An 18,397-nucleotide genomic window follows, 5' to 3' on the forward strand; every position below is an offset into this window, starting at 1 on the left:
GAAGATTTCCAGCGCAGCGATCGGGTGCACAGCACGTGCCAAAGCTTGATCAGCTTGTGAAAAAGCCGAAGAAAGTGACGGCGCCGCAGGCCCGCGCCTTTTCGGTGCATCTGTTCACGGCTTCCGGGTCGTTTCTGGCTTTTCTGTCGCTGGTCGCGGCGAGCGAAGAACGCTGGACAGCCATGTTTTTGTGGCTGGGGCTGGCGCTTCTTGTTGATGGCATCGACGGACCGATCGCCCGCAAGCTTCAGGTCAAGGAAGTTCTGCCGACCTGGTCGGGCGAATTGCTCGACAACATCATCGACTATGTCACCTATGTGCTGATCCCCGCCTTTGCGCTTTACCAGCGCGGCTTCATGGGCGAAGGGCTGTCGTTCCTGTCGGCTGCCATCATCGTGGTTTCGAGCGCGATCTATTATGCCGACACGGGCATGAAAACGAAGGAGAACTTCTTCAGAGGGTTCCCCGTCGTCTGGAACATGCTCGTGTTCACCCTGTTCGTAATCGAGCCTGGTGAGTGGGTGTCTTTTGCCATCGTTGTGGCAGCAGCGATCTTCACCTTCATTCCCATGAACTTCCTGCACCCGGTTCGGGTGAAGCGGCTGCGCAACCTCAACCTGCCTGTTTTCCTGGCTTGGTGCGCGGTTTCCCTGGTTGCCCTGCTTCAGGGCATGAACGCCTCGGGATGGGTGCAGATCGCGGTGGCGATCAGCAGCTTGTATTTGTTTTTCATCGGCGGGGTGATGCAGGTCTTCCCGAACCTAGGACGGCAGGAGGAGCCAACATGACCCACGCAATCCGAATTCATCAGCATGGCGGCCCCGAGGCCATGGTTTTAGAGCAGGTCTCGCTCGGCAGGCCCGCGGCCGGCGAAGTGCGCATCCGCCACACGGCCATCGGATTGAACTACATCGACGTTTACTACCGGAGCGGCGTGTACGCGGCGCCCAACGGTTTGCCGCTCGTTCCAGGCAATGAAGCCGCAGGCGTGGTTGAGGAACTGGGCGAGGGCGTCACGAGCCTCCAAGTCGGCGACCGTGTTGCTTACGCCGCCAAAGGCCTTGGCGCCTATGCAACCGAGCGGCTGGTTGGGGCGGATCAGGTTGTAAAGATCCCCGATGGCGTCAGCGACGAACAAGCTGCGGCGATGATGCTCCAGGGCATGACGGTGGAATATCTTTTGCGCCGCACCTACGAGGTGAAACCCGGGACCACCGTGCTTTATCATGCGGCTGCCGGTGGTGTGGGTCTGATCTTCGGGCAGTGGGCCAAGCATCTGGGCGCGACAGTGATTGGGACCGCAGGCAGTGCCGAAAAGGTGGAACTCGCGAAAGCCCATGGCTTCGATCACGTCATCAACTATTCGAGCGAGAACTTCGTGGAGCGCGTGGCGGAAATCACGGGCGGCGCCAAATGCGACGTGGTCTACGATTCCGTGGGCAAGGACACCTTCGAGGGGTCTCTGGACTGCCTGAGGCCGCGCGGACTGTTTGTGACCTTCGGCCAGTCTTCGGGAGCAATTCCGCCCTTCAACACGGGAATTTTGGCGCAGAAGGGCTCCCTGTACGTGACCCGTCCCACGATCTTCTCCTACAATGCGAAGCGGGAGGATCTGGAGGAAAGCGCCAGAGCCCTGTTCGACGTGGTCAGCAAGGGCATCGTGAAGATCAACGTCAACCAGCGCTACAAGCTGGCCGATGCGGCGCAGGCCCATCGCGACCTCGAAGCGCGGAAAACCACGGGGACCACGGTTCTGCTGCCCTGAATTTGTGCACAGCGACAAGGTGAAGCAGATTTTCAGCAGAAGTTGCTTTTCCTTTTGTCTGGCCTGCGTCATACGATCCGGAAGGTGAGGGCCAAACGATTGGGTTGAGTTCGGTGCAGGGTCCGTGTCTCAGGTGAGTGCCGAAGGCGATCCCGCTTTGCTGGAAACGCGAAAGCTGACGAAGGTCTTCGGCGCCGTCACGGCGTGTGATGCGATTGACCTGCGGATCGCGCGCGGCGAGATCCATGCGTTGCTGGGCGAGAACGGTGCCGGAAAATCGACCCTCGTGAAGATGCTGTTCGGCTCGCTGGAGCCGACGGCGGGCGAGGTCCTGTGGAAGGGAACGCCTACCCGCATCGCCAGTCCGGCGGAAGCACGTCGACTGGGCATCGGCATGGTGTTTCAGCATTTTTCACTATTTGAAGCTCTGACGGCGGCCCAAAACATCGCGCTTGCCCTGCCGGACCGCACCCCAATTGCCACCATTGCGGAGCGGGCACGAACCCTCTCCACGGGTTATGGCCTCCCACTCGACCCTCAATCGCTTGTCGCCGATCTTTCCGTTGGAGAACGGCAGCGCATCGAGATCATCCGCTGCCTGCTTCAGGAGCCGGAACTGATCATCCTGGATGAGCCGACATCGGTACTCACCCCGCAGGAAGCCGACCGCCTGTTCGAGACGCTTCTTCGTTTGCGGGGCGAGGGCAAGTCCATTCTTTACATCTCGCACCGGCTCGACGAGGTGAAGCGCATCTGCGATGCCGCCACCGTTTTGCGTCATGGCAAGGTCGTGGCGCATTGCGATCCGCGTGACGAAACCGCCGGGTCGCTTGCGCGCATGATGGTTGGAACTGAGGTTCACGCCATTCGCCGTAGCGACGCGCCCCTGCTCACCGGGGGCGAGGCGCTTCTGGAGATCAACCAACTCAGCCGGCCGCCTGCCACGCCGTTTGCCATTCCGCTGCGGAACGTGGACCTGCAGGTGCGGGCTGGCGAGATCGTGGGCATTGCGGGGGTGGCCGGGAATGGGCAAAGCGAGCTGTTCGAAGCGCTTTCCGGCGAAACGCTGCAGCCAGACGCGGCAGCCATTCGCATCGGGGGCAGGGACGCGGGACAGCTGACCATATCCGAACGCCGTCTGCTCGGATCCGCCTTTGTTCCAGAAGAGCGCCTCGGCCATGGAGCCGCGCCGCGGCTTCGTTTGTCGGAAAACCTCCTGTTGTCGCGCCACCGCACCGACCGGAACGCTTTTCTCGGCCGGCTTGGCATTGTGTTTTCAGGGGCGATCCAATTGGCCTCCCAGCGCATCACCAAAAGCATGGATGTGCGCAAGTCGGCCGCGGATCCGGAAGCAGCGGCCTTGTCGGGTGGCAATCTGCAGAAGTTCATCATCGGGCGCGAACTTGACCGACAGCCTTCGGTTCTCGTCGTCAACCAGCCGACCTGGGGCGTCGATGCCGGTGCTGCAGCCCGTATCCGTCAGGCGCTGATCGAACTCGCCCGGAACGGTTCGGCGGTTCTCGTGATCAGCCAGGACTTGGACGAACTCTTTGAGATCGCTGACGCCATCGCCGTCATGCATGACGGCCGGCTATCAGCGCCGCTGCCACGCTCGGAAGCGACTTTCGAAGCGATCGGCCTCCTCATGGGCGGCGCCGAACCAGGGCATGCCGGTCGCGCGGGGGAAGCAGCCTGATGCGCGTCGAACTCGTGAAGCGTCCACAGCACTCCAAACTGTTCAGCGCGCTGTCGCCACTGATCGCGCTGGCGCTGACCTTGCTGTGTGGCGCAGCCATTTTTGCCGCACTCGGGAAAAACCCCGCCGAAGGGCTCTACTTCTATTTCATCGATCCCCTGCGGGAAGTCTGGTCTCTGCACGAGCTTGCGGTGAAAGCCGGCCCGCTCATCTTGATCGCGGTTGGGCTTTCCGTCTGCTACTTGTCCAACAACTGGAATATCGGTGCGGAAGGACAGTTCATCATCGGGGCCATTGCTGGGGCAAGCCTGCCGGTGCTCTTGCCCGACTTCCAATCTCCCGTTGTCCTGCCGCTGATGCTGATTTTTGGGATGCTCGGCGGAGCGGCTTACGCCTCTATTCCTGCCTTTCTGAAGACGCGGTTTGGTACCAACGAGATCCTGACCAGCCTCATGCTGGTTTATGTCGCGCAGCTTTTTCTCGACTGGCTCGTTCGCGGACCCTGGCGCGATCCTGCCGGCAACAATTTTCCCCTGACCCGCCGGTTCCACCCGGATGCTGTTCTGCCGGAGATCATGCCCACATCGGGCAGCGCGCACTGGGGCATTGTCTTCGCGCTGGTGGCCGCCGTGGTGGTCTGGTTCCTGGTCAGTCGCACCATCAAAGGCTTCGAGGTGCGCGTGCTGGGTGCAAGCCCACGGGCCGGGCGCTTCGCAGGATTTTCTGGCAAGCGCATGGTCTTCTTTGCGTTTCTGCTGTCCGGCGCCCTTGCCGGCCTTGCGGGGATTTCCGAAGTGTCCGGCGCGATCGGTTACCTTCAGCCGGTCATTTCTCCGGGCTACGGCTTCACGGCAATCATCGTCGCCTTCCTCGGCCGACTGAACCCGCTGGGCATCGTTGCCGCAGGCTTTGTTTTGGCGCTGACCTATCTGGGGGGCGAAGCGGCACAAATCTCGCTTGGCATGTCCGACAAGGTCGCCCGCGTGTTTCAGGGCATGCTGCTTTTCTTTGTTCTGGGATGCGACACACTCATTCACTACCGCGTGCGCTTCGCCGGCCGCGGCGACAGCATGGCGGAGGCGCGCTGAATGCTGTTTGAAAGCGTATTGATCACCATCGCCACGGCTGCCACCCCCTTGTTGCTGGCGGCGATCGGCGAACTTGTGGTGGAGCGTTCGGGCGTGCTCAACCTTGGCGTTGAAGGCATGATGGTCATGGGTGCCGTATGCGGTTTTGGTGCCGCCGCCCTGACCGGCTCGCCGTGGCTCGGCGTGCTGGCGGCAGTTGCTGCAGGCAGCTTGTTTTCGCTGCTGTTTGGCTTCCTGACCCTGTCAATTGCCACAAACCAGGTGGCGACCGGCCTTTCCCTCACACTGCTGGGGCTTGGCCTTTCCAGCATGATCGGAGAGGCTTTCGTTGGGTCGGCCGGAACCAAGCTGCCGACGCTGGCCGCGGGCCTCGGTGCCGTCCCGGTGGTCGGCCCACCGCTGCAGAACCTTCTGACGAACTTGGCGGAGCTTCCGCTGATCGGGCGCTTCCTTTTTGGCCAGGACCCGATCTTCTACATCTCCATCCTTCTTGTTGTGGGGGTGGCGTGGTTTCTGTTTCGCACCCGCGCCGGCCTCACGCTGAGATCCGTGGGAGACAACCATGCCTCGGCCCATGCGCTGGGCATCAACGTCCTCGGCATCCGCTATCTGGCCGTGATGTTCGGTGGTGCCTGCGCCGGCCTCGCTGGCGGTCACCTGTCGCTCGTTTATACGCCGCAGTGGGTGGAAAACATGACGGCGGGGCGCGGCTGGATCGCGCTTGCCCTGGTGGTGTTCGCATCTTGGCGACCGCTGCGCGTGCTGGCGGGCGCTTATCTGTTTGGCGCTGTCACCATCGGCCAGTTGCATGCCCAGGCGATGGGCTTCGGCATTCCATCACAGCTTTTGTCCGCCATGCCCTACCTCGCGACGATCCTGGTTCTCGTTTTGATATCGCGCAACCGGCGCCTGACCTTGATGAACACCCCAGCGTCGCTCGGGCAGCCCTTCGTGCCCGACCGTTGACGAGGCGCGATCAACCATCTTCCCCCCACTTCCCACAGGAGAACACAATGAAGAAACTGCTCCTCGGCGTGTCGAGCGCCATGTTGATGGCCTCAGTCGCCGCGCCCGCGCTCGCACAGGACAAGACGAAAGCTTGCTTCGTTTACATCGGCTCAAAAACCGACGGCGGATGGACCCAAGCGCACGACATCGGCCGTCAACAGGTTGATGCCGAACTGGGCGATCAGGTTGAAACGGCCTTTGTGGAAAACGTGCCGGAAGGCCCCGACGCCGAGCGCGCCATCGAGCGCTTGGCGCGTTCCGGCTGCGACATTGTTTTCGCCACGTCCTTCGGCTTCATGGACCAGACGGTGGCCGTGGCGCAGAAGTTCCCGGACGTGAAGTTCGAGCATGCCACAGGCTACAAGACGGCGGATAACCTCGCCGTCTACAATGCACGCTTCTATGAGGGCCGCTACATCCAGGGGCAGATCGCAGCAAAGATGTCGGAGAAGGGTGTCGCCGGCTATATCGCGTCCTTCCCGATCCCCGAAGTCGTGATGGGCATCAACGCGTTTGTGCTCGGTGCCCAGTCCGTGAACCCGGACTTCAAGGTGAAGGTTGTTTGGGCCAACACCTGGTTCGATGCTGGGAAGGAAGCGGACGCGGCCAAGGTGCTGATCGACCAGGGTGTTGACGTCATGACGCAGCACACCGACTCAACCGCACCGATGCAGGTAGCAGCGGAACGCGGCATCAAGGCTTTCGGTCAGGCTTCGGACATGATCAAGGCTGGTCCTGAAACACAGCTGACGGCAATCCTGGACACCTGGGGTCCTTACTACGTGAAGCGTATCAAGGCTGTGATGGACGGCACATGGACGTCCGGAAATATCTGGGACGGTCTGGCGGAAGGCATTCTCAGCATGGCGCCCTACACGAACATGCCGGACGACGTGAAGGCGATGGCGGAAGAAACCGAGGCGAAGATCAAGTCGGGCGAACTCAAGCCGTTCACCGGCCCGATCAACAAGCAGGACGGCACCCAGTGGCTCGCTGCCGGAGAAAACGCCGACGACAAGACCCTGGCCGGCTTGAACTTCTACGTGGAAGGCGTGGACGACCAGCTGCCGAAGTGATCTGCCAAGAGCATGACGGGAAGAGCGCCTGCGGGCGCTCTTTTTGTTTCTAACGCGGGCTGAGACGGAGGAAGCCGGAGGCGGCAAGCCTTGCCAGTCGACCCTGCAGCCAATGGCGGAGTGGCGTTTCCCCATACTTCCAGAAGAGCAATGAAGCCGTCAGCATCGCCGCCGTGACCAGAAGGACGGCTTGCCAGCGACCCATGGAAGGCGTCAGCGCATTGAGCCCGAGGTAGCCGATGTTCTGGTGCAGGAGGTACAGCGGGTAAGTGAGCCCACCGAGCAGGAGCGTTGTTTTCGACGCAGGCACGCGCCGTCCGAGTGTCACCGCCAGCAGGAAGAGCGCAAACGCAGCGACGACGCCGAGGGACAGCTGTGTTTCGGTCAAGGCTGTTCCATAGTGCTCCAGCATCCACGACCGCCCGCGGAAAGAGGTGGCCAAAGCAAGCAGGAAGGCTCCGGCAAGAAGCCAGCGCGAGGCCGATGGGGGAGAGCGTTTGGCAAGGATCTGGTAGCTGACGATGCCCCCGGCAAACCAGCCGGCATATTCCGTGATGAACACCATGCGCAGAACGGGATGGTCGATCACGAACTCATTGACGGCGGCCAGGAGCAACCATCCAGCGACGAGGACGAGAGGACGCTTCTGGAACTGACCTGTGGCGAGCGCGAGCGTCACCCAGCCGTAGAAGACGAGTTCCAGAACGATGGACCAGTACACGCCATCGACGAAAGGCTGCCCCAGCGCCGGCGAAAGGATCACCAGGTTCGCCGCCCATTGCTCCGGCGTCACAGGCAAACGGCTGTCACCGACGGCAAAAAGAACAAGGAAGCTGGCGGTCATGCCAATCAGGAAGCCAGGGTAAAGCCGGGTGAAGCGAGAGGTGGCGAAGCCGATCCAATCCCGCCCTTCCGCAGACCAGGCAATCACGAAGCCGCTGATGGCGAAGAACAGGCTGACGCCGAGATAGCCATAGAGGGCGAACGGCGCCAGTTCAGGATAGCCGGCGTCGAGAAATGGCTCTCCCGCAGAGCCACGGAAAAGATAATGAAATGCCACCACGCCAAGCGCCGCCACCAGCCGCAGCAGGTCGAGGGCTGCCAGGCGACCGGACGTAGAGGCGAGGGGTTCGGCAGTGGGGTGTCGGGTCATGAGCAGACCCTAGCCGAACCCCCGCACCGCGAGAATTGCTCGAGATGGAAACCTTAAGAGAAGGTAAATGCCAGGCCCCTAGGACACGGTGCCGTGGAGATCATAGGCTTCGGCGCGTTCCACCTTGGCAGTGACGATGTCGCCCACCCGCAAGGGTCGGCGCGCGCTCAGCTTAATGACGCCATCGATTTCCGGCGCGTCATACTTGGTGCGCCCGACTGCCGTCAGTCCATCAGATTGATCGATGATCACCGGCAAGCGCTTGCCGACCTTCTTCTGCAACTGGTTTGCCGAAATCTTCTGTTGCCGGGCCATGAAGCGGTGCCAGCGCGAACTTTTGACCTCTTCCGGCACTTGCGGCAAGCCGAGGTCGTTGGCGCGCGCACCCTTCACCGGTTCGTATTTGAAGCAGCCTGCGCGATCGATCTTCGCTTCGTCCAGCCATTGGAGCAGGAGCTCGAAATCCTCGTCCGTTTCACCCGGAAAGCCCACGATGAAGGTCGAGCGCACCGCAAGATCCGGGCAGGTTTCCCGCCATTTGGTAATGCGGCCGGCTGTTTTCTCGGCATGAGCGGGGCGCTTCATGTTCTTCAGAACGGCCGGCGAGGCATGCTGAAATGGGATGTCGAGGTAAGGCAGGATCTTGCCTTCCGCCATCAGCGGAATGACGTCATCGACATGCGGATAGGGATAAACGTAGTGCATGCGCACCCAGATGCCCATCTCGCCGAGTTCACGCGCCAGGTCGATGAACTTGGCACGGACCTCGCGGTCGCCCAGCAGGCTTGTCTGGTATCTGAGGTCGATGCCGTAGGCGCTGGTATCTTGCGAGATCACCAGCAGTTCCTTGACGCCCGCCTTGGCGAGCTTTTCGGCTTCACGCAGCACATCGGCTGCCGGGCGCGAAACCAGATCCCCGCGCAAAGCCGGGATGATGCAAAAGGAACAGCGGTTCGAGCAGCCTTCGGATATCTTCAGGTAGGCGTAGTGGCGCGGAGTCAGCTTGATACCCTGCGGCGGGACGAGGTCAACGAAGGGATCATGCACGGGCGGCGCAGCTTCATGCACCGCTGCCATGACGCTTTCATAGGCCTGCGGACCAGTAATCGCCAGAACGTTGGGGTGCCTTTGCCGGATCACCTCCGGCTCGGCGCCAAGGCAACCGGTGACGATCACGCGGCCGTTCTCGTTCATGGCCGAACCGATCGCGTTGAGCGACTCGTCACGCGCGGAGTCGAGGAAGCCGCATGTGTTCACCACCACGAGATCGGCGCCGTCATGCTTGCGCGAAATCTCATAACCCTCGGCGCGAAGGCGCGTGATGATCCTTTCGGAATCCACCAGGGCCTTGGGGCAGCCAAGGCTGACGAAGCTGACGCGCGGAGCGGACATGAACGACTTTCGGAGGTGATCGGAGAAGGGCGGGCCTTTACACGACAACAGGCGCCTTGTCACGCGCCACGCCGTCACAGGCGCGTCAGGCGACCAGTGCGGGGTCGGCTGCCGGTCGCATTTCAGCCAGGGTGTAGACCATCGTCGCCGCTGTTCGGCCCTTGACCAGGATAGGGCGAAGCGGCGCCAGCTCGATCTGTTCGGCTGCCGCCAAGGCGGTGGCTTCGCCGATCACGACCGGCACGCCGAGCTCCTTCGACGATCCCTCCAGCCGCGACGCTAGGTTCACCGCATCGCCCAGCGCGGAATAATCGAAGCGCTGCTCGGAGCCCATGTTTCCAACAACGCAAGCGCCCGTGTTGATGCCGATCCCCACATTCAGCACCGCTGCCGCTTCGCCGCGCTCTTGCGCTTCGCGGGCGAGCACAAGGTTGAGCTCGGCGACCGCCTGCACCATCTCGCGCGACGCCTTGACGGCGTGCAAGGCATGGTCGGGATCATCCAGCGGCGCATTCCAGAACGCCATCAGGCAGTCGCCGATGTATTTGTCGATCGTGCCGCCGTGAGCCATGACCACGTTGGACAGTGGTGTCAGCAGCCGGTTGATGAGGCGCGTCAAACGCTCCGGGTCGTCCTTCATCGCTTCGGCAATCGTGGTGAAACCGCGAATGTCGCAAAACAGCACCGTGATGGTCCGCAGTTCACCGCCGAGCTTCAGGAGATCGGGATTGCTGGCCAGCCGGTCCACCAAGGCAGGCGAAAGGTACTGCGAAAAGGCGCGCGTAATTCCTTTGCGCAATTGCCGTTCGGAGGCGTAGTCCAGGAGGCTCTGGCTGCCGGCAACAACCGTGAGCGCGAGGGCTGGAGCAAGCGGTGGCACGAAGATGCGGCCGAAGCGCATCGCCAGGAACGCGCCAAGGCCGATCACGAGCATCCCACCGGCGACGCCAAGCAGAGTGCGCCATCCAGTGCCGCGCCAAACAAGCCCCGCCGCCAGAAGCGCACCGCATATCCCGGTGGCGAACAGCAGCCAGGCTGGCGCTCGTGCGATCGCGTGCCCCTGCGCGAGGTTGTCATAGATGGTGGCCTGAATCTCTACGCCCGGCACCAGTCGGCCGGTTCGCAGCGTCGCCGACGTCGGATAAGCATCCGAGCCCTTCTGGTCGAGCGTCGGCGCGTTCTGCAGGCTCAAGCCCACCATCACAACGCGGTCGCGGAAGAAATTCGGCGGCAGGAAAGCGTCGGGGTCTAACGCCTGGTAGTAGGACACGGTGGTGAAGGTGCGCGCCGGGCCAAGCACCTGCATCATGCGTCCTAGCGCAGGGGGAACGGCAGTGCCGGCGGCCTCGAGCAATGCTCGCGCGAACCCGTCTTCGTAGCCCGGCAAGCGGCGCAAGATACCGTCGCCATCCGGGGAGATCGATGCAATACCGGTGCGCGCGCCGGCTTCGGTAAACTGCGCCAGCGGCTCCACCCGCACGTGTTGCGTGCCATGCGGATCCTCAACGAAGGTTTCATCGCCAGCCAGCACCACATCCGGCCCGACGTTAGCCGCAAGGACGGCATCGGACCGAATGTTGGAGGGTTCGGCGAAGATGATGTCGAGGCCGACCGCCTTGGCACCAGCTGCGCGCAGCTGGCTGACAAGCTGTCCGTGCAGATCCCGCGGCCATGGCCACTGCAGGCCGATTTCAGCGAGCGATGGCTCATCGATCGCAACAATGATCGGGCTGGCTGCCGTTGGTCTCGGCGGGTCGATCGTCGACAGATAGTCGAAGGCCCGCGCTTCGAGGAGTTGCCATGGGGCGAGGTGGCCGAGCGCGCCCGCGAGAATGGCGGCTGCTGCCGCCAGCAGGAGGATGCCAAGTCTTCTGTTTTCGCGGTGGCGGCGGCGTGTCGACGGGCGCCACCACGGACGCCGCGGGTTCATCAGAATCGGACCTTCAGCGAGCCGACAAAGGTGCGGCCCCAGCCCGGTGTCCGCGGCGCTATCTCGAAATCCTCGTCCAGCAGGTTGTAGGCGGCAAGATCAAGCACGAGGCGCTTGTCGAACGGTTCCCAGGTCAGGAAAGCGTCCGTGCTCCAGTAGCCGTCGATCTCCGTTCCCGCTTCATCACCCGCGCGATCACCGACATAGGTCGCCGCGAGCGTGGCCTTGACGTTGCTCGGATGAACATAAGTAAGCCCCACGCGGCCGCTGTGCTCGGGGACGAACGCGAGAGGTTGGCCAAAGCCGACGCTGTCTGGATCCTCGTTTGAGCTGTCCGTGTAGGCGTAAGTGGCAAAGGCACCGAGACCACCACCGATCCAGACATTGGCAGTGGCGCTGACCCGATCGAGCCGACCTTCGGAAAGGCTGATTGTGTCAGCCGTTGCGGGAATGCCGATCGTCTGATCGTGAAACTCCTGATGCTGATAATCAACGGCCGTGAACAAGCGCTGCGTCCACTGCGATTCCCAGCGCGTTGCGATCGTGTCCATATAGCCGTTCGGGGCCAAGCGTGCCTGGTTCGACTGCAAGCCCACCACGCCGATCGGCGCCAGAGTGGTTGAACTCAGAACCGAAGACTCCCGCAAAAAGCCGGCGCGGAGATATTGGCCTTCGAGGGGGGCCCACGCGATGCCGACACGCGGCTCGAGCCGCTCTTCGTCGACATCCGTTCCTGTGAACTCCCCTTGCAAGGACGTGCCGAACAATCCCGCTTCGACCTTCAGGTCTGGGGTGATCTCGTAAAGCGCATCAAGATAGGCGCGGCGCGTGTCCAGGTCCGTTTCGAATGTGGACACGTCCTCCTCAAGCGGGGGCACGGGAGGCACGAAGATCGCCGTCATTGTGTCGCCGCGGATTGTCCCGGCTTCCACGCCATAGCGGAGCGTAACGGCGCCAAGCTCCAGAGAGTGGTTGAAGGCCCCAATGTAAGTTTGCTGGCTGTTCTCGATTTCGGTACGCGGCAGAAGCGCGTCACCATCTGCGGTGATGAAAGGCGTATCAACCGACGAGTTTTCGTCGAGCAGGTTTGTCAGGAACCCGACTGTCGCAACATTGTGGTAGCCGAAGGTGTGCGCCCAAGCCACACCGGCGTTCGTGCTGCGTGCATCACCCGATTGCGGCACGCTTTCTCCGAAAAAAGGAACGAAGATCTCAGGCGTGATCACGCGGAGATCGAATTCGAAGTTCTGCGACGTGACGTAGCCAACCACCGTGTCGTTGAGTGTCGGCCGCGATGCGATGTAGCCGGTGCCGGTGATGGACCGGTCATCGAGACGATACTGTCCCGTTTCAACCGGATCGTCGCCGCGCAAGGAGCCGGCCTCAAGGCCCTCCACATTCACGTAAAGACTGGTCGGGATCGGGCCAGCGGCAAAGCCCTGGACCTCGAGCGAGGCTTGCCAGCCGACATCGCCATTATCCACTGTGACGCCGCCACCCGCGAGCACCTCCAGGAACGGGTAAAGCAGCGCCGTCGGGCTTCCGGAAGGAGCCGCAAGCGATTGCGGGCTGAGCAGCAGGCCCTGCAGCAGCGATGACGCCGAGGTGTCGTTCGTTTCAGGTTCGGTGGGCACGTTGCCGAACCGGAGGTTGTTGATGAACGGGTTTACAGAACCCGCAAGACTCTGATCGAAGTAGGACGAGCCGGAAAAGGGGTCGAAGACCGCATCGCCGTAGAAGCGTCCCCAAGCGTTGAGGTTGAGCAGCCGGAAAGCGTCGTTGAGAGTGGAGCCGGCATCACGGCTGGCGCTGAGCGCGGCGTAATCTCCGCCTCGGTCCCGCGTACGCTTGAGGGCATCCTGCGCCGCGATGATTGCATCGTCGGCGCGGAATTCATCCACGGCGATCGCCGTGCGCACGGATGCGATCACAGGATCGTTGCGGTCTAGCCGATCCGCGTTGTCGAGCGCTTGTTCCCCCGCAACAGGATTGCCCGACTGGTAGTATGCCGCGGCCAGGAGAAGAAGGCTCTGGGCGGACGCCGGGTTGGCGGTGGTGGCGGCGAGCAGATCCTGTTGTGCTTTCGCGTGGTCGTTGGTTTGGAGGTAGTACCGACCGCGTGCGGCAAGCGCCGCATCGAGAGAAGGATCAAGCTGAAGCGCGATATCGATCTGCTCCTTGGCCTCCGCGAAGCGGTTTTCTTCCATGTAGATGAAGGCAAGATTGGTGCGCGTCAGGGGATCAGCCGCATCAAGCGCGATCGCCTTTTGCATGGAAGCCACGGACTCGCGAAGCGCCCCGCGCTGGGATTGGGCAAGCCCCAGCGTGTTCCAAAGCGTTGCAGAGCCGGGTGCAATCGAAACAGCGAGCTCGGCGTCACTCAGCGCCCCCTCGACATCGCCCTTGATGCCAGCTCTGTAGTAGGAGCGGGTTTCCAGCGCGAACGTGTCTTGAGGGTCAAGCGAAAGCGCGCGGGCGATCGCTTCTTCCGCTTGTTCGCGGTCGTCGATCAGCAAAGCAAATCGGGAACGGATCGCCGGCAGGGAAGATTCCTGCGGGTAGCGCTGTTCGGCTCTGCGAAGCACCTCGATGCCCGCCGGCAAACCCTCGATATAAGCCTTTGTGACGGCGTCGGCGATCGCGCCGCCCACGCCTACGATCCCGCCCGATGGTGGCTCTTCCTGCAGGTCGGGATTGGCGAGGGAGCGGGCGAAATATCCGCCAAACCGCGCCACGGATCGCCGCTCGGCGTCGAGGCCGGGCAGCGCCCGCTCGTAAAGCGCAGCGGCTTCGGCATAGCGTCCCGTCTGGTAAGCCGCATTGGCGCGAACAAGGGCGACGCGCGCTTGCTGCGCTCCGGTTAGTCCCCGCCGCTCTGCTTCGTCGGCGGCCGCCACGGCTGCTTCGGGGCCGTCGAATTGCAACCGGATTTCGGCCAGAGCGAGCCAATCTTCCGTGCTGCGCGCCGCGGGCGGGAGCGCCTCGATCCGTCCCCGCTCGGAGCCAAGAGCCGTGCCGGGAAGAGTGGTTGCCGGAAGGATGGTGTTGGTATCGCGGCCGCGCAGCGAGAAGTAGAACTGCATCTGCTCGCGGTCATCGGAGTCCGTCACAACGGTCTTCGAGGGTGCTTGACCGATCGTCGCCGTTGCAGCTTCGCCCGCCGTCAAGGACACCGAACCTTGCGGATTGGAGAAGTCGATTCGCCCCTCAAGGACGATCAGCGATGTGGTGTCCCCGTTCACCGACATCGTCCAATCGGTTCCGCGGATAGCGGCAGCGGCTGCCGGCGTGTCGATCGTCAAGCCTGCGCCGCCCCGTTCGGCGCGGGCCCACAGCGTCCCTGACTGAAGCTCGAAGGCTGAATCGCTGGTGGCGCCCACCTGCTTCACCAGCAAGGTCGTGTTTCGACCAAGCCGCATCTGCGTGCGATCCGAAAACAGAACCGCAAGATTGCCGTTGGCGTTGGTGCGCAGGATGTCTCCAGCCACCACGTCCTGATTGATGTCGACCGTGCGCCAGGCTGGGATTTCGATGAACTTCGCTTCTTCACCCGTTTTGCGGGCGATCACCGCGCCTGCGACACCCTGCGTGCGCGGAAGGATTTCAGCAGAAGCCGAGCCAGCAAGCATTGAGCCGGCAAGAAACAAGCCAACGAACGGCAAAGAACGCATGAAAAGCCACCCCTCGGCCGACGCTCCCTCAAGCGTCCCCTTCGGCAGCCTTATTCTGCCGCAAGGTCACTTCGTCAATATCTTCTCATCAGCAGCAGCAGAAAAGAACAAGATCTTGTTGCGGCAATCGCACACTGATCCTGGTGCAGCAGGTCAGGGACGTCCGCGGGTTGCGTTCACGGCAGCAAGCCCCTTCAGGCCTTCCCGGTTGCCTACGGCAGCAACTGCGCGAAAGACCCGCTCCGCGTCATTCAAGCGCTGCATATTCAGGTAAGCATATCCACGCAGAACCATGAGGTCGGTGCGCTCAGTTGCAAGGCGGGAACGCTGATCCAGAGCCAGAAGCGCCTCGTTATAGCGTTCCTGTTCGAAGAAGCCGGTGGCGCGCTGCGTCAGAATGTCGACTTCGAGCTGATGCGTGCGGTCGCTGGGTTGCGGTGCCTTGACCGCCGCAACGGCCGCGTCATCAACAAGGTTGCGGCGCAGATAAGCCAGCGACTGGCCATAGGCCGCGTCGCGTTGAACGGCAGCATTCCCGGTTTGCAGGGCGCGCTCGAACGCATCGGTCGCCTCAAGCGGCCGGTTGAGGTCCATCAGGCACCAGCCACGCGCCAAGGCGGCTTGGCCAGATAGCTGGTTGTAAAGATCCGTGGTGGCGCAGCCGCGTCCCTGCGGCGTTCGGGCTCTGGGTGCTGCGCTGCCCGATGCGGTTGCGGGCGATGCTGCGCGCGGTCCAGTTAGGGCGGCGGTATACGCCTGGGGAAGCGGCGCAGCGCCGCTCGCCTCGTGCGCTGGGGCTCCCGCAAATCGCTCCACCGCGGCCTGCGGCGTTTGCACGGTTACCGGCGGGGCCGATTGCAATTCCTGCGACGAAGAGGCCGTTTCGCCCGCGGGGGAGGCAACGCTCGAACGCGCCGGGCGTGCCGGCCTTTGGCGCCGGTCTTCGCCCAAGTCGGCGATCCGCTCGGAACGGCCGGCCCAGAGGCGCTGGATTTCCCGAACACCGGCGTGGTCGCCCAGAATATTACGGGTCAGCGCGAGACCATAAGCCGACGCTTCATCGTCAGGCTTCCAGCCGAGTGCTGTTTGAAACCACTGGCCGGCCGTTTGATGCTGGTTCAGGTCACGCGCATACCAGCCAAACTGCTGCGCCGCCGCAGCGTCCTTCACTTCTGCCGTTTCGCCCGCCATGCGCGTCAAAACAGCGGGATCGATGGCAACCCGCGGTTCCGTGGCAAGGTAGTTGGCGACCGCAGCCATGTAGACCCGGCCGATCTCGTCATTTTCATCACGCCACTTGTAAAGCACCTCTTCCGCTTCACCCGGCTTGTCCTGAGCAACGAGGGCAAGAGCCTGCCCCTGCGAGGCCTCCGCCGTATCCTCGCGCTCCCGCGCAGTGGAGAACCATCGCTGCGCGTCTTGCGGGCGATCCCGACGAAGATAATACCAGCCAAGAAGCCGCGCATCCGACGCAGTGCCCGCTTCGGGTTCTGCGGCGGCGGTGACTGCCTGCAGTTCGTCGTCCTGAACAGTTAGGGACGGATCTTCACCGGCATCCGCAACCGATTTGCGGGCGAGCGACAAACGGGCGGCCGCGAACTCATCGCTGCCCGGACGTGCGGTTGCCAAAAGTTCGTCGACCAAGGTGCGCGGCAGAAGCGGAATGGCTTTCTCAACGGTCGCAACGCGCTCTTCCGCATTGTCGCAGTTGTCGAGGACGTATTTGTATGCGTCTCGGGCCCGCTCGGGCCGGTCTGTTTGCGCGAAGGCTTCTGCCACGCGCCACAAAACGTCGACTTCGCTGCAAGTCAGGAGGCTCGGTGTCTCGGAGGCCGTTCGAACCACGGTTTCGAACTGCTTCAGATCAGAGGCGTTCACCAGTCGCTCACGCGCTTCGGCGACTTCGACGCGGTCCAGCAGGTCTGTTGGAGTCGTCCAGGCGGGATCTGCTGCCTGCCGATCGGAAATGGCCTTGCGCAGTTCCGCATACCGGCCTTGGGCGTAGAGTTGCCACATCGCATCGAGTTGCGGATCGCTGACGGCTGGCACCGCGAGTGGATCCGCGGGCGGTGTCCAGTTGGGGTAAAGCGTGCGCAAACGCGCGATCTCGGCTTCCAGGCGGCGCTGGTCGCCTTCGCGAGCGAAGTAGCGCAAGGCTGTTTCGTCCACTTGCGGCTGGCTGACGTCGGGAGCGGTCGTTGCAGCGTTTTGCGCGGTTGCGGCGCTGTCCGCTTGTGCCAGCATCACAGGAGCCGGCGTAGCAGAGGTGGACGGGCGCTTTTGCTCGCCGAGAAAGGCGGAAAAGCGCTCCAGGTTTTGGGGGGCAGCCATGCGCAGCACCCTCCCAGAGCCCGCCGGCGGCGAGCCAGTCGTTCCCTCGGGCGTGCTGGATTGGCTTTGCGTCAGTTCAAACTTTGAAGCGGGCAGCGCGCTGGTTGTTGCCGCATCGAGCATGGCTCTTGCCGCCCTTTTCGGGGGCGCAGGAGCCGTCGGTGCCGGCTCCATCGCGCGCAGCACGAGAGCCGTGCTCAGGCTTGTTGCAAGGGCCGTGGCGATCAGAGCGGTTTTCATGCGCATCCTCCCGGCAAGGCGCGCAAATGGGCAAGCGACAGGAGATGCAGGGTCGATGGGTAGTAAGCGGTCGGCGTGAACTCGAGCAGATCCTCCGGCAGCGCCGTGCCATCCAGAACGCAGGCAACAAGCGCCGGGATAATGCGATAGCCGGGATCAGTGAGGGTCGTGTGGGTGCGGCCGGTTTTGAGATCCACAAGGCTCAGGCCAGCGCCGCCCGCATCTTCCGCGAACGGTCGCAACAGGGCGGGATCGTCGATGCCGGCGCGCAGAAGATAGAGTGGAATGCGGATGGCGTTGTAGCCGAACTCGACTGCAAAACCCTCGGCGGGAGTCGGCCGCTGCTTCAGCGACACCCACTCTGGAGGAAGCTGACGCTCGCTGAAGCGAGCGTTCTTTACGAGAGCCTGACCGGCACGCGCAAGCGCCTTCCAGTCTGTTGCCTTGTCCTGGCTGGCAAAGCGGGTGAAGGCTTCGAACACCCAGTAGGACGGGTTTACCACCGGACCGTCAGGCCGATCGTCGCGGCCAAAGCCGTTGGCTGCCGGAAGAAGGGTGATGCTGCTGTTTAACGGGATCACGACCTCGCGTCCGATCGCGGCTATCAGCCCTTGCGCAGCCGCAGCCAAGTCTGCGCGCTGCCACGCCTCGCCGGCCAGAGACAAGGCGTAAGCGATCAGAACATCGCCGTCGCTGGCATTGTTGGGGTCCGATACATGTGGCGTTTTTCCCGGCTCCCACCGCCACGCCGCCAAACCATCATCGCGCAGCAGAAGCTCTGTTTTCGTGAAAGACCAGATCTGGTCGAAATCCGGGGCGCTGTTTGCCAAAAAAGCCAGAAGCAGCCCATAGCCCTGTCCCTCGGAATGGCTGATTCCTCCATTGCCGGTGTCGACGACCCGGCCCGTGCCTTCGACGAAGCTGTTCTTGAAGGCGCTCCATTCCGCAGCGGTGATTGTGCCGGGCGTGACGGCGACGGGTTGTGCGTTGGCAGGAGACGCCATGATCATCATGAGCGCGCCGATAACAGCTGAAACGAGGCGGTTG

At 62.6% G+C, this 18,397-nt stretch carries 12 protein-coding genes; 6 read left to right on the forward strand and 6 right to left on the reverse strand.

Features of this window, described 5'->3' with window-relative positions:
- Positions 1 to 35: 35 nt before the first annotated feature.
- From pcsA to J5Y06_RS20095, 6 genes are all read left to right on the forward strand, one after another.
- Positions 36 to 788 (forward strand): phosphatidylcholine synthase, encoded by a 753-nt coding sequence (gene pcsA, locus J5Y06_RS20070; RefSeq protein ID WP_342453468.1) that lies wholly within the window; start codon positions 36 to 38, stop codon positions 786 to 788.
- Positions 785 to 1,765 carry a quinone oxidoreductase family protein gene (locus J5Y06_RS20075; RefSeq protein WP_209336981.1) on the forward strand — a complete coding sequence of 327 codons (981 nt, stop codon included), beginning with the start codon at positions 785 to 787 and terminating at the stop codon, positions 1,763 to 1,765. The genes pcsA and J5Y06_RS20075 overlap by 4 nt, the downstream gene beginning before the upstream one ends.
- Positions 1,766 to 1,898: 133 nt before the next feature.
- Positions 1,899 to 3,461 (forward strand): ABC transporter ATP-binding protein, encoded by a 1,563-nt coding sequence (locus J5Y06_RS20080; RefSeq protein ID WP_209337080.1) that lies wholly within the window; start codon positions 1,899 to 1,901, stop codon positions 3,459 to 3,461.
- Entirely contained in the window at positions 3,461 to 4,549 is a 1,089-nt protein-coding gene (locus tag J5Y06_RS20085) for an ABC transporter permease (protein WP_209336982.1), read from the forward strand. The genes J5Y06_RS20080 and J5Y06_RS20085 overlap by 1 nt, the downstream gene beginning before the upstream one ends.
- Positions 4,550 to 5,515, forward strand: a complete 966-nt coding sequence (locus tag J5Y06_RS20090; RefSeq protein WP_209336983.1) for an ABC transporter permease — start codon at positions 4,550 to 4,552, stop codon at positions 5,513 to 5,515.
- A gap of 47 nt (positions 5,516 to 5,562) precedes the next feature.
- Entirely contained in the window at positions 5,563 to 6,633 is a 1,071-nt protein-coding gene (locus J5Y06_RS20095) for a BMP family ABC transporter substrate-binding protein (RefSeq protein WP_209336984.1), read from the forward strand.
- Between the two features lie 49 nt (positions 6,634 to 6,682).
- Here the strand turns inward: J5Y06_RS20095 and J5Y06_RS20100 are convergent, their stop codons facing one another.
- The 6 genes from J5Y06_RS20100 to J5Y06_RS20125 all read right to left on the reverse strand — a co-directional run bounded on the left by J5Y06_RS20100 (position 6,683) and on the right by J5Y06_RS20125 (position 18,363).
- Positions 6,683 to 7,786, reverse strand: a complete 1,104-nt coding sequence (locus tag J5Y06_RS20100) for an acyltransferase family protein (protein ID WP_209336985.1) — start codon at positions 7,784 to 7,786, stop codon at positions 6,683 to 6,685.
- A 78-nt stretch (positions 7,787 to 7,864) separates the two neighbouring features.
- Positions 7,865 to 9,178, reverse strand: a complete 1,314-nt coding sequence (gene rimO / locus J5Y06_RS20105; RefSeq protein WP_209336986.1) for a 30S ribosomal protein S12 methylthiotransferase RimO — start codon at positions 9,176 to 9,178, stop codon at positions 7,865 to 7,867.
- An 85-nt stretch (positions 9,179 to 9,263) separates the two neighbouring features.
- Positions 9,264 to 11,108: a CHASE2 domain-containing protein gene (locus tag J5Y06_RS20110; protein WP_209336987.1), complete on the reverse strand. Its 1,845-nt coding sequence runs from the start codon at positions 11,106 to 11,108 to the stop codon at positions 9,264 to 9,266.
- On the reverse strand, positions 11,108 to 14,779 hold the full coding sequence (locus J5Y06_RS20115; RefSeq protein WP_209336988.1) for a FecR domain-containing protein: 3,672 nt from the start codon (positions 14,777 to 14,779) through the stop codon (positions 11,108 to 11,110). Before J5Y06_RS20115 ends, J5Y06_RS20110 begins: the two co-directional genes overlap by 1 nt.
- A gap of 153 nt (positions 14,780 to 14,932) precedes the next feature.
- Positions 14,933 to 17,350: a cellulose synthase gene (locus J5Y06_RS20120; protein WP_209336989.1), complete on the reverse strand. Its 2,418-nt coding sequence runs from the start codon at positions 17,348 to 17,350 to the stop codon at positions 14,933 to 14,935.
- Positions 17,347 to 18,363, reverse strand: a complete 1,017-nt coding sequence (locus J5Y06_RS20125; protein ID WP_385932017.1) for a family 8 glycosyl hydrolase — start codon at positions 18,361 to 18,363, stop codon at positions 17,347 to 17,349. The genes J5Y06_RS20120 and J5Y06_RS20125 overlap by 4 nt, the downstream gene beginning before the upstream one ends.
- Between the last annotated feature and the right edge of the window lie 34 nt (positions 18,364 to 18,397).

Origin of the sequence: Tianweitania sediminis (assembly GCF_017813335.1) — a bacterium.
GTDB classification, from domain to species: domain Bacteria; phylum Pseudomonadota; class Alphaproteobacteria; order Rhizobiales; family Rhizobiaceae; genus Tianweitania; species Tianweitania sediminis.

Bases quoted from the DNA above. Each gene is read 5' to 3' on its own strand.
- J5Y06_RS20075 (WP_209336981.1), top strand. From the start codon at position 785: ATGACCCACGCAATCCGAATTCATCAGCATGGCGGCCCCGAGGCCATG.
- J5Y06_RS20085 (WP_209336982.1), top strand. From the start codon at position 3,461: ATGCGCGTCGAACTCGTGAAGCGTCCACAGCACTCCAAACTGTTCAGC.
- J5Y06_RS20090 (WP_209336983.1), top strand. From the start codon at position 4,550: ATGCTGTTTGAAAGCGTATTGATCACCATCGCCACGGCTGCCACCCCC.
- J5Y06_RS20095 (WP_209336984.1), top strand. From the start codon at position 5,563: ATGAAGAAACTGCTCCTCGGCGTGTCGAGCGCCATGTTGATGGCCTCA.
- J5Y06_RS20100 (WP_209336985.1), bottom strand. From the start codon at position 7,786: ATGACCCGACACCCCACTGCCGAACCCCTCGCCTCTACGTCCGGTCGC.
- rimO (WP_209336986.1), bottom strand. From the start codon at position 9,178: ATGTCCGCTCCGCGCGTCAGCTTCGTCAGCCTTGGCTGCCCCAAGGCC.
- J5Y06_RS20110 (WP_209336987.1), bottom strand. From the start codon at position 11,108: ATGAACCCGCGGCGTCCGTGGTGGCGCCCGTCGACACGCCGCCGCCAC.
- J5Y06_RS20115 (WP_209336988.1), bottom strand. From the start codon at position 14,779: ATGCGTTCTTTGCCGTTCGTTGGCTTGTTTCTTGCCGGCTCAATGCTT.
- J5Y06_RS20120 (WP_209336989.1), bottom strand. From the start codon at position 17,350: ATGAAAACCGCTCTGATCGCCACGGCCCTTGCAACAAGCCTGAGCACG.
- J5Y06_RS20125 (WP_385932017.1), bottom strand. From the start codon at position 18,363: ATGATGATCATGGCGTCTCCTGCCAACGCACAACCCGTCGCCGTCACG.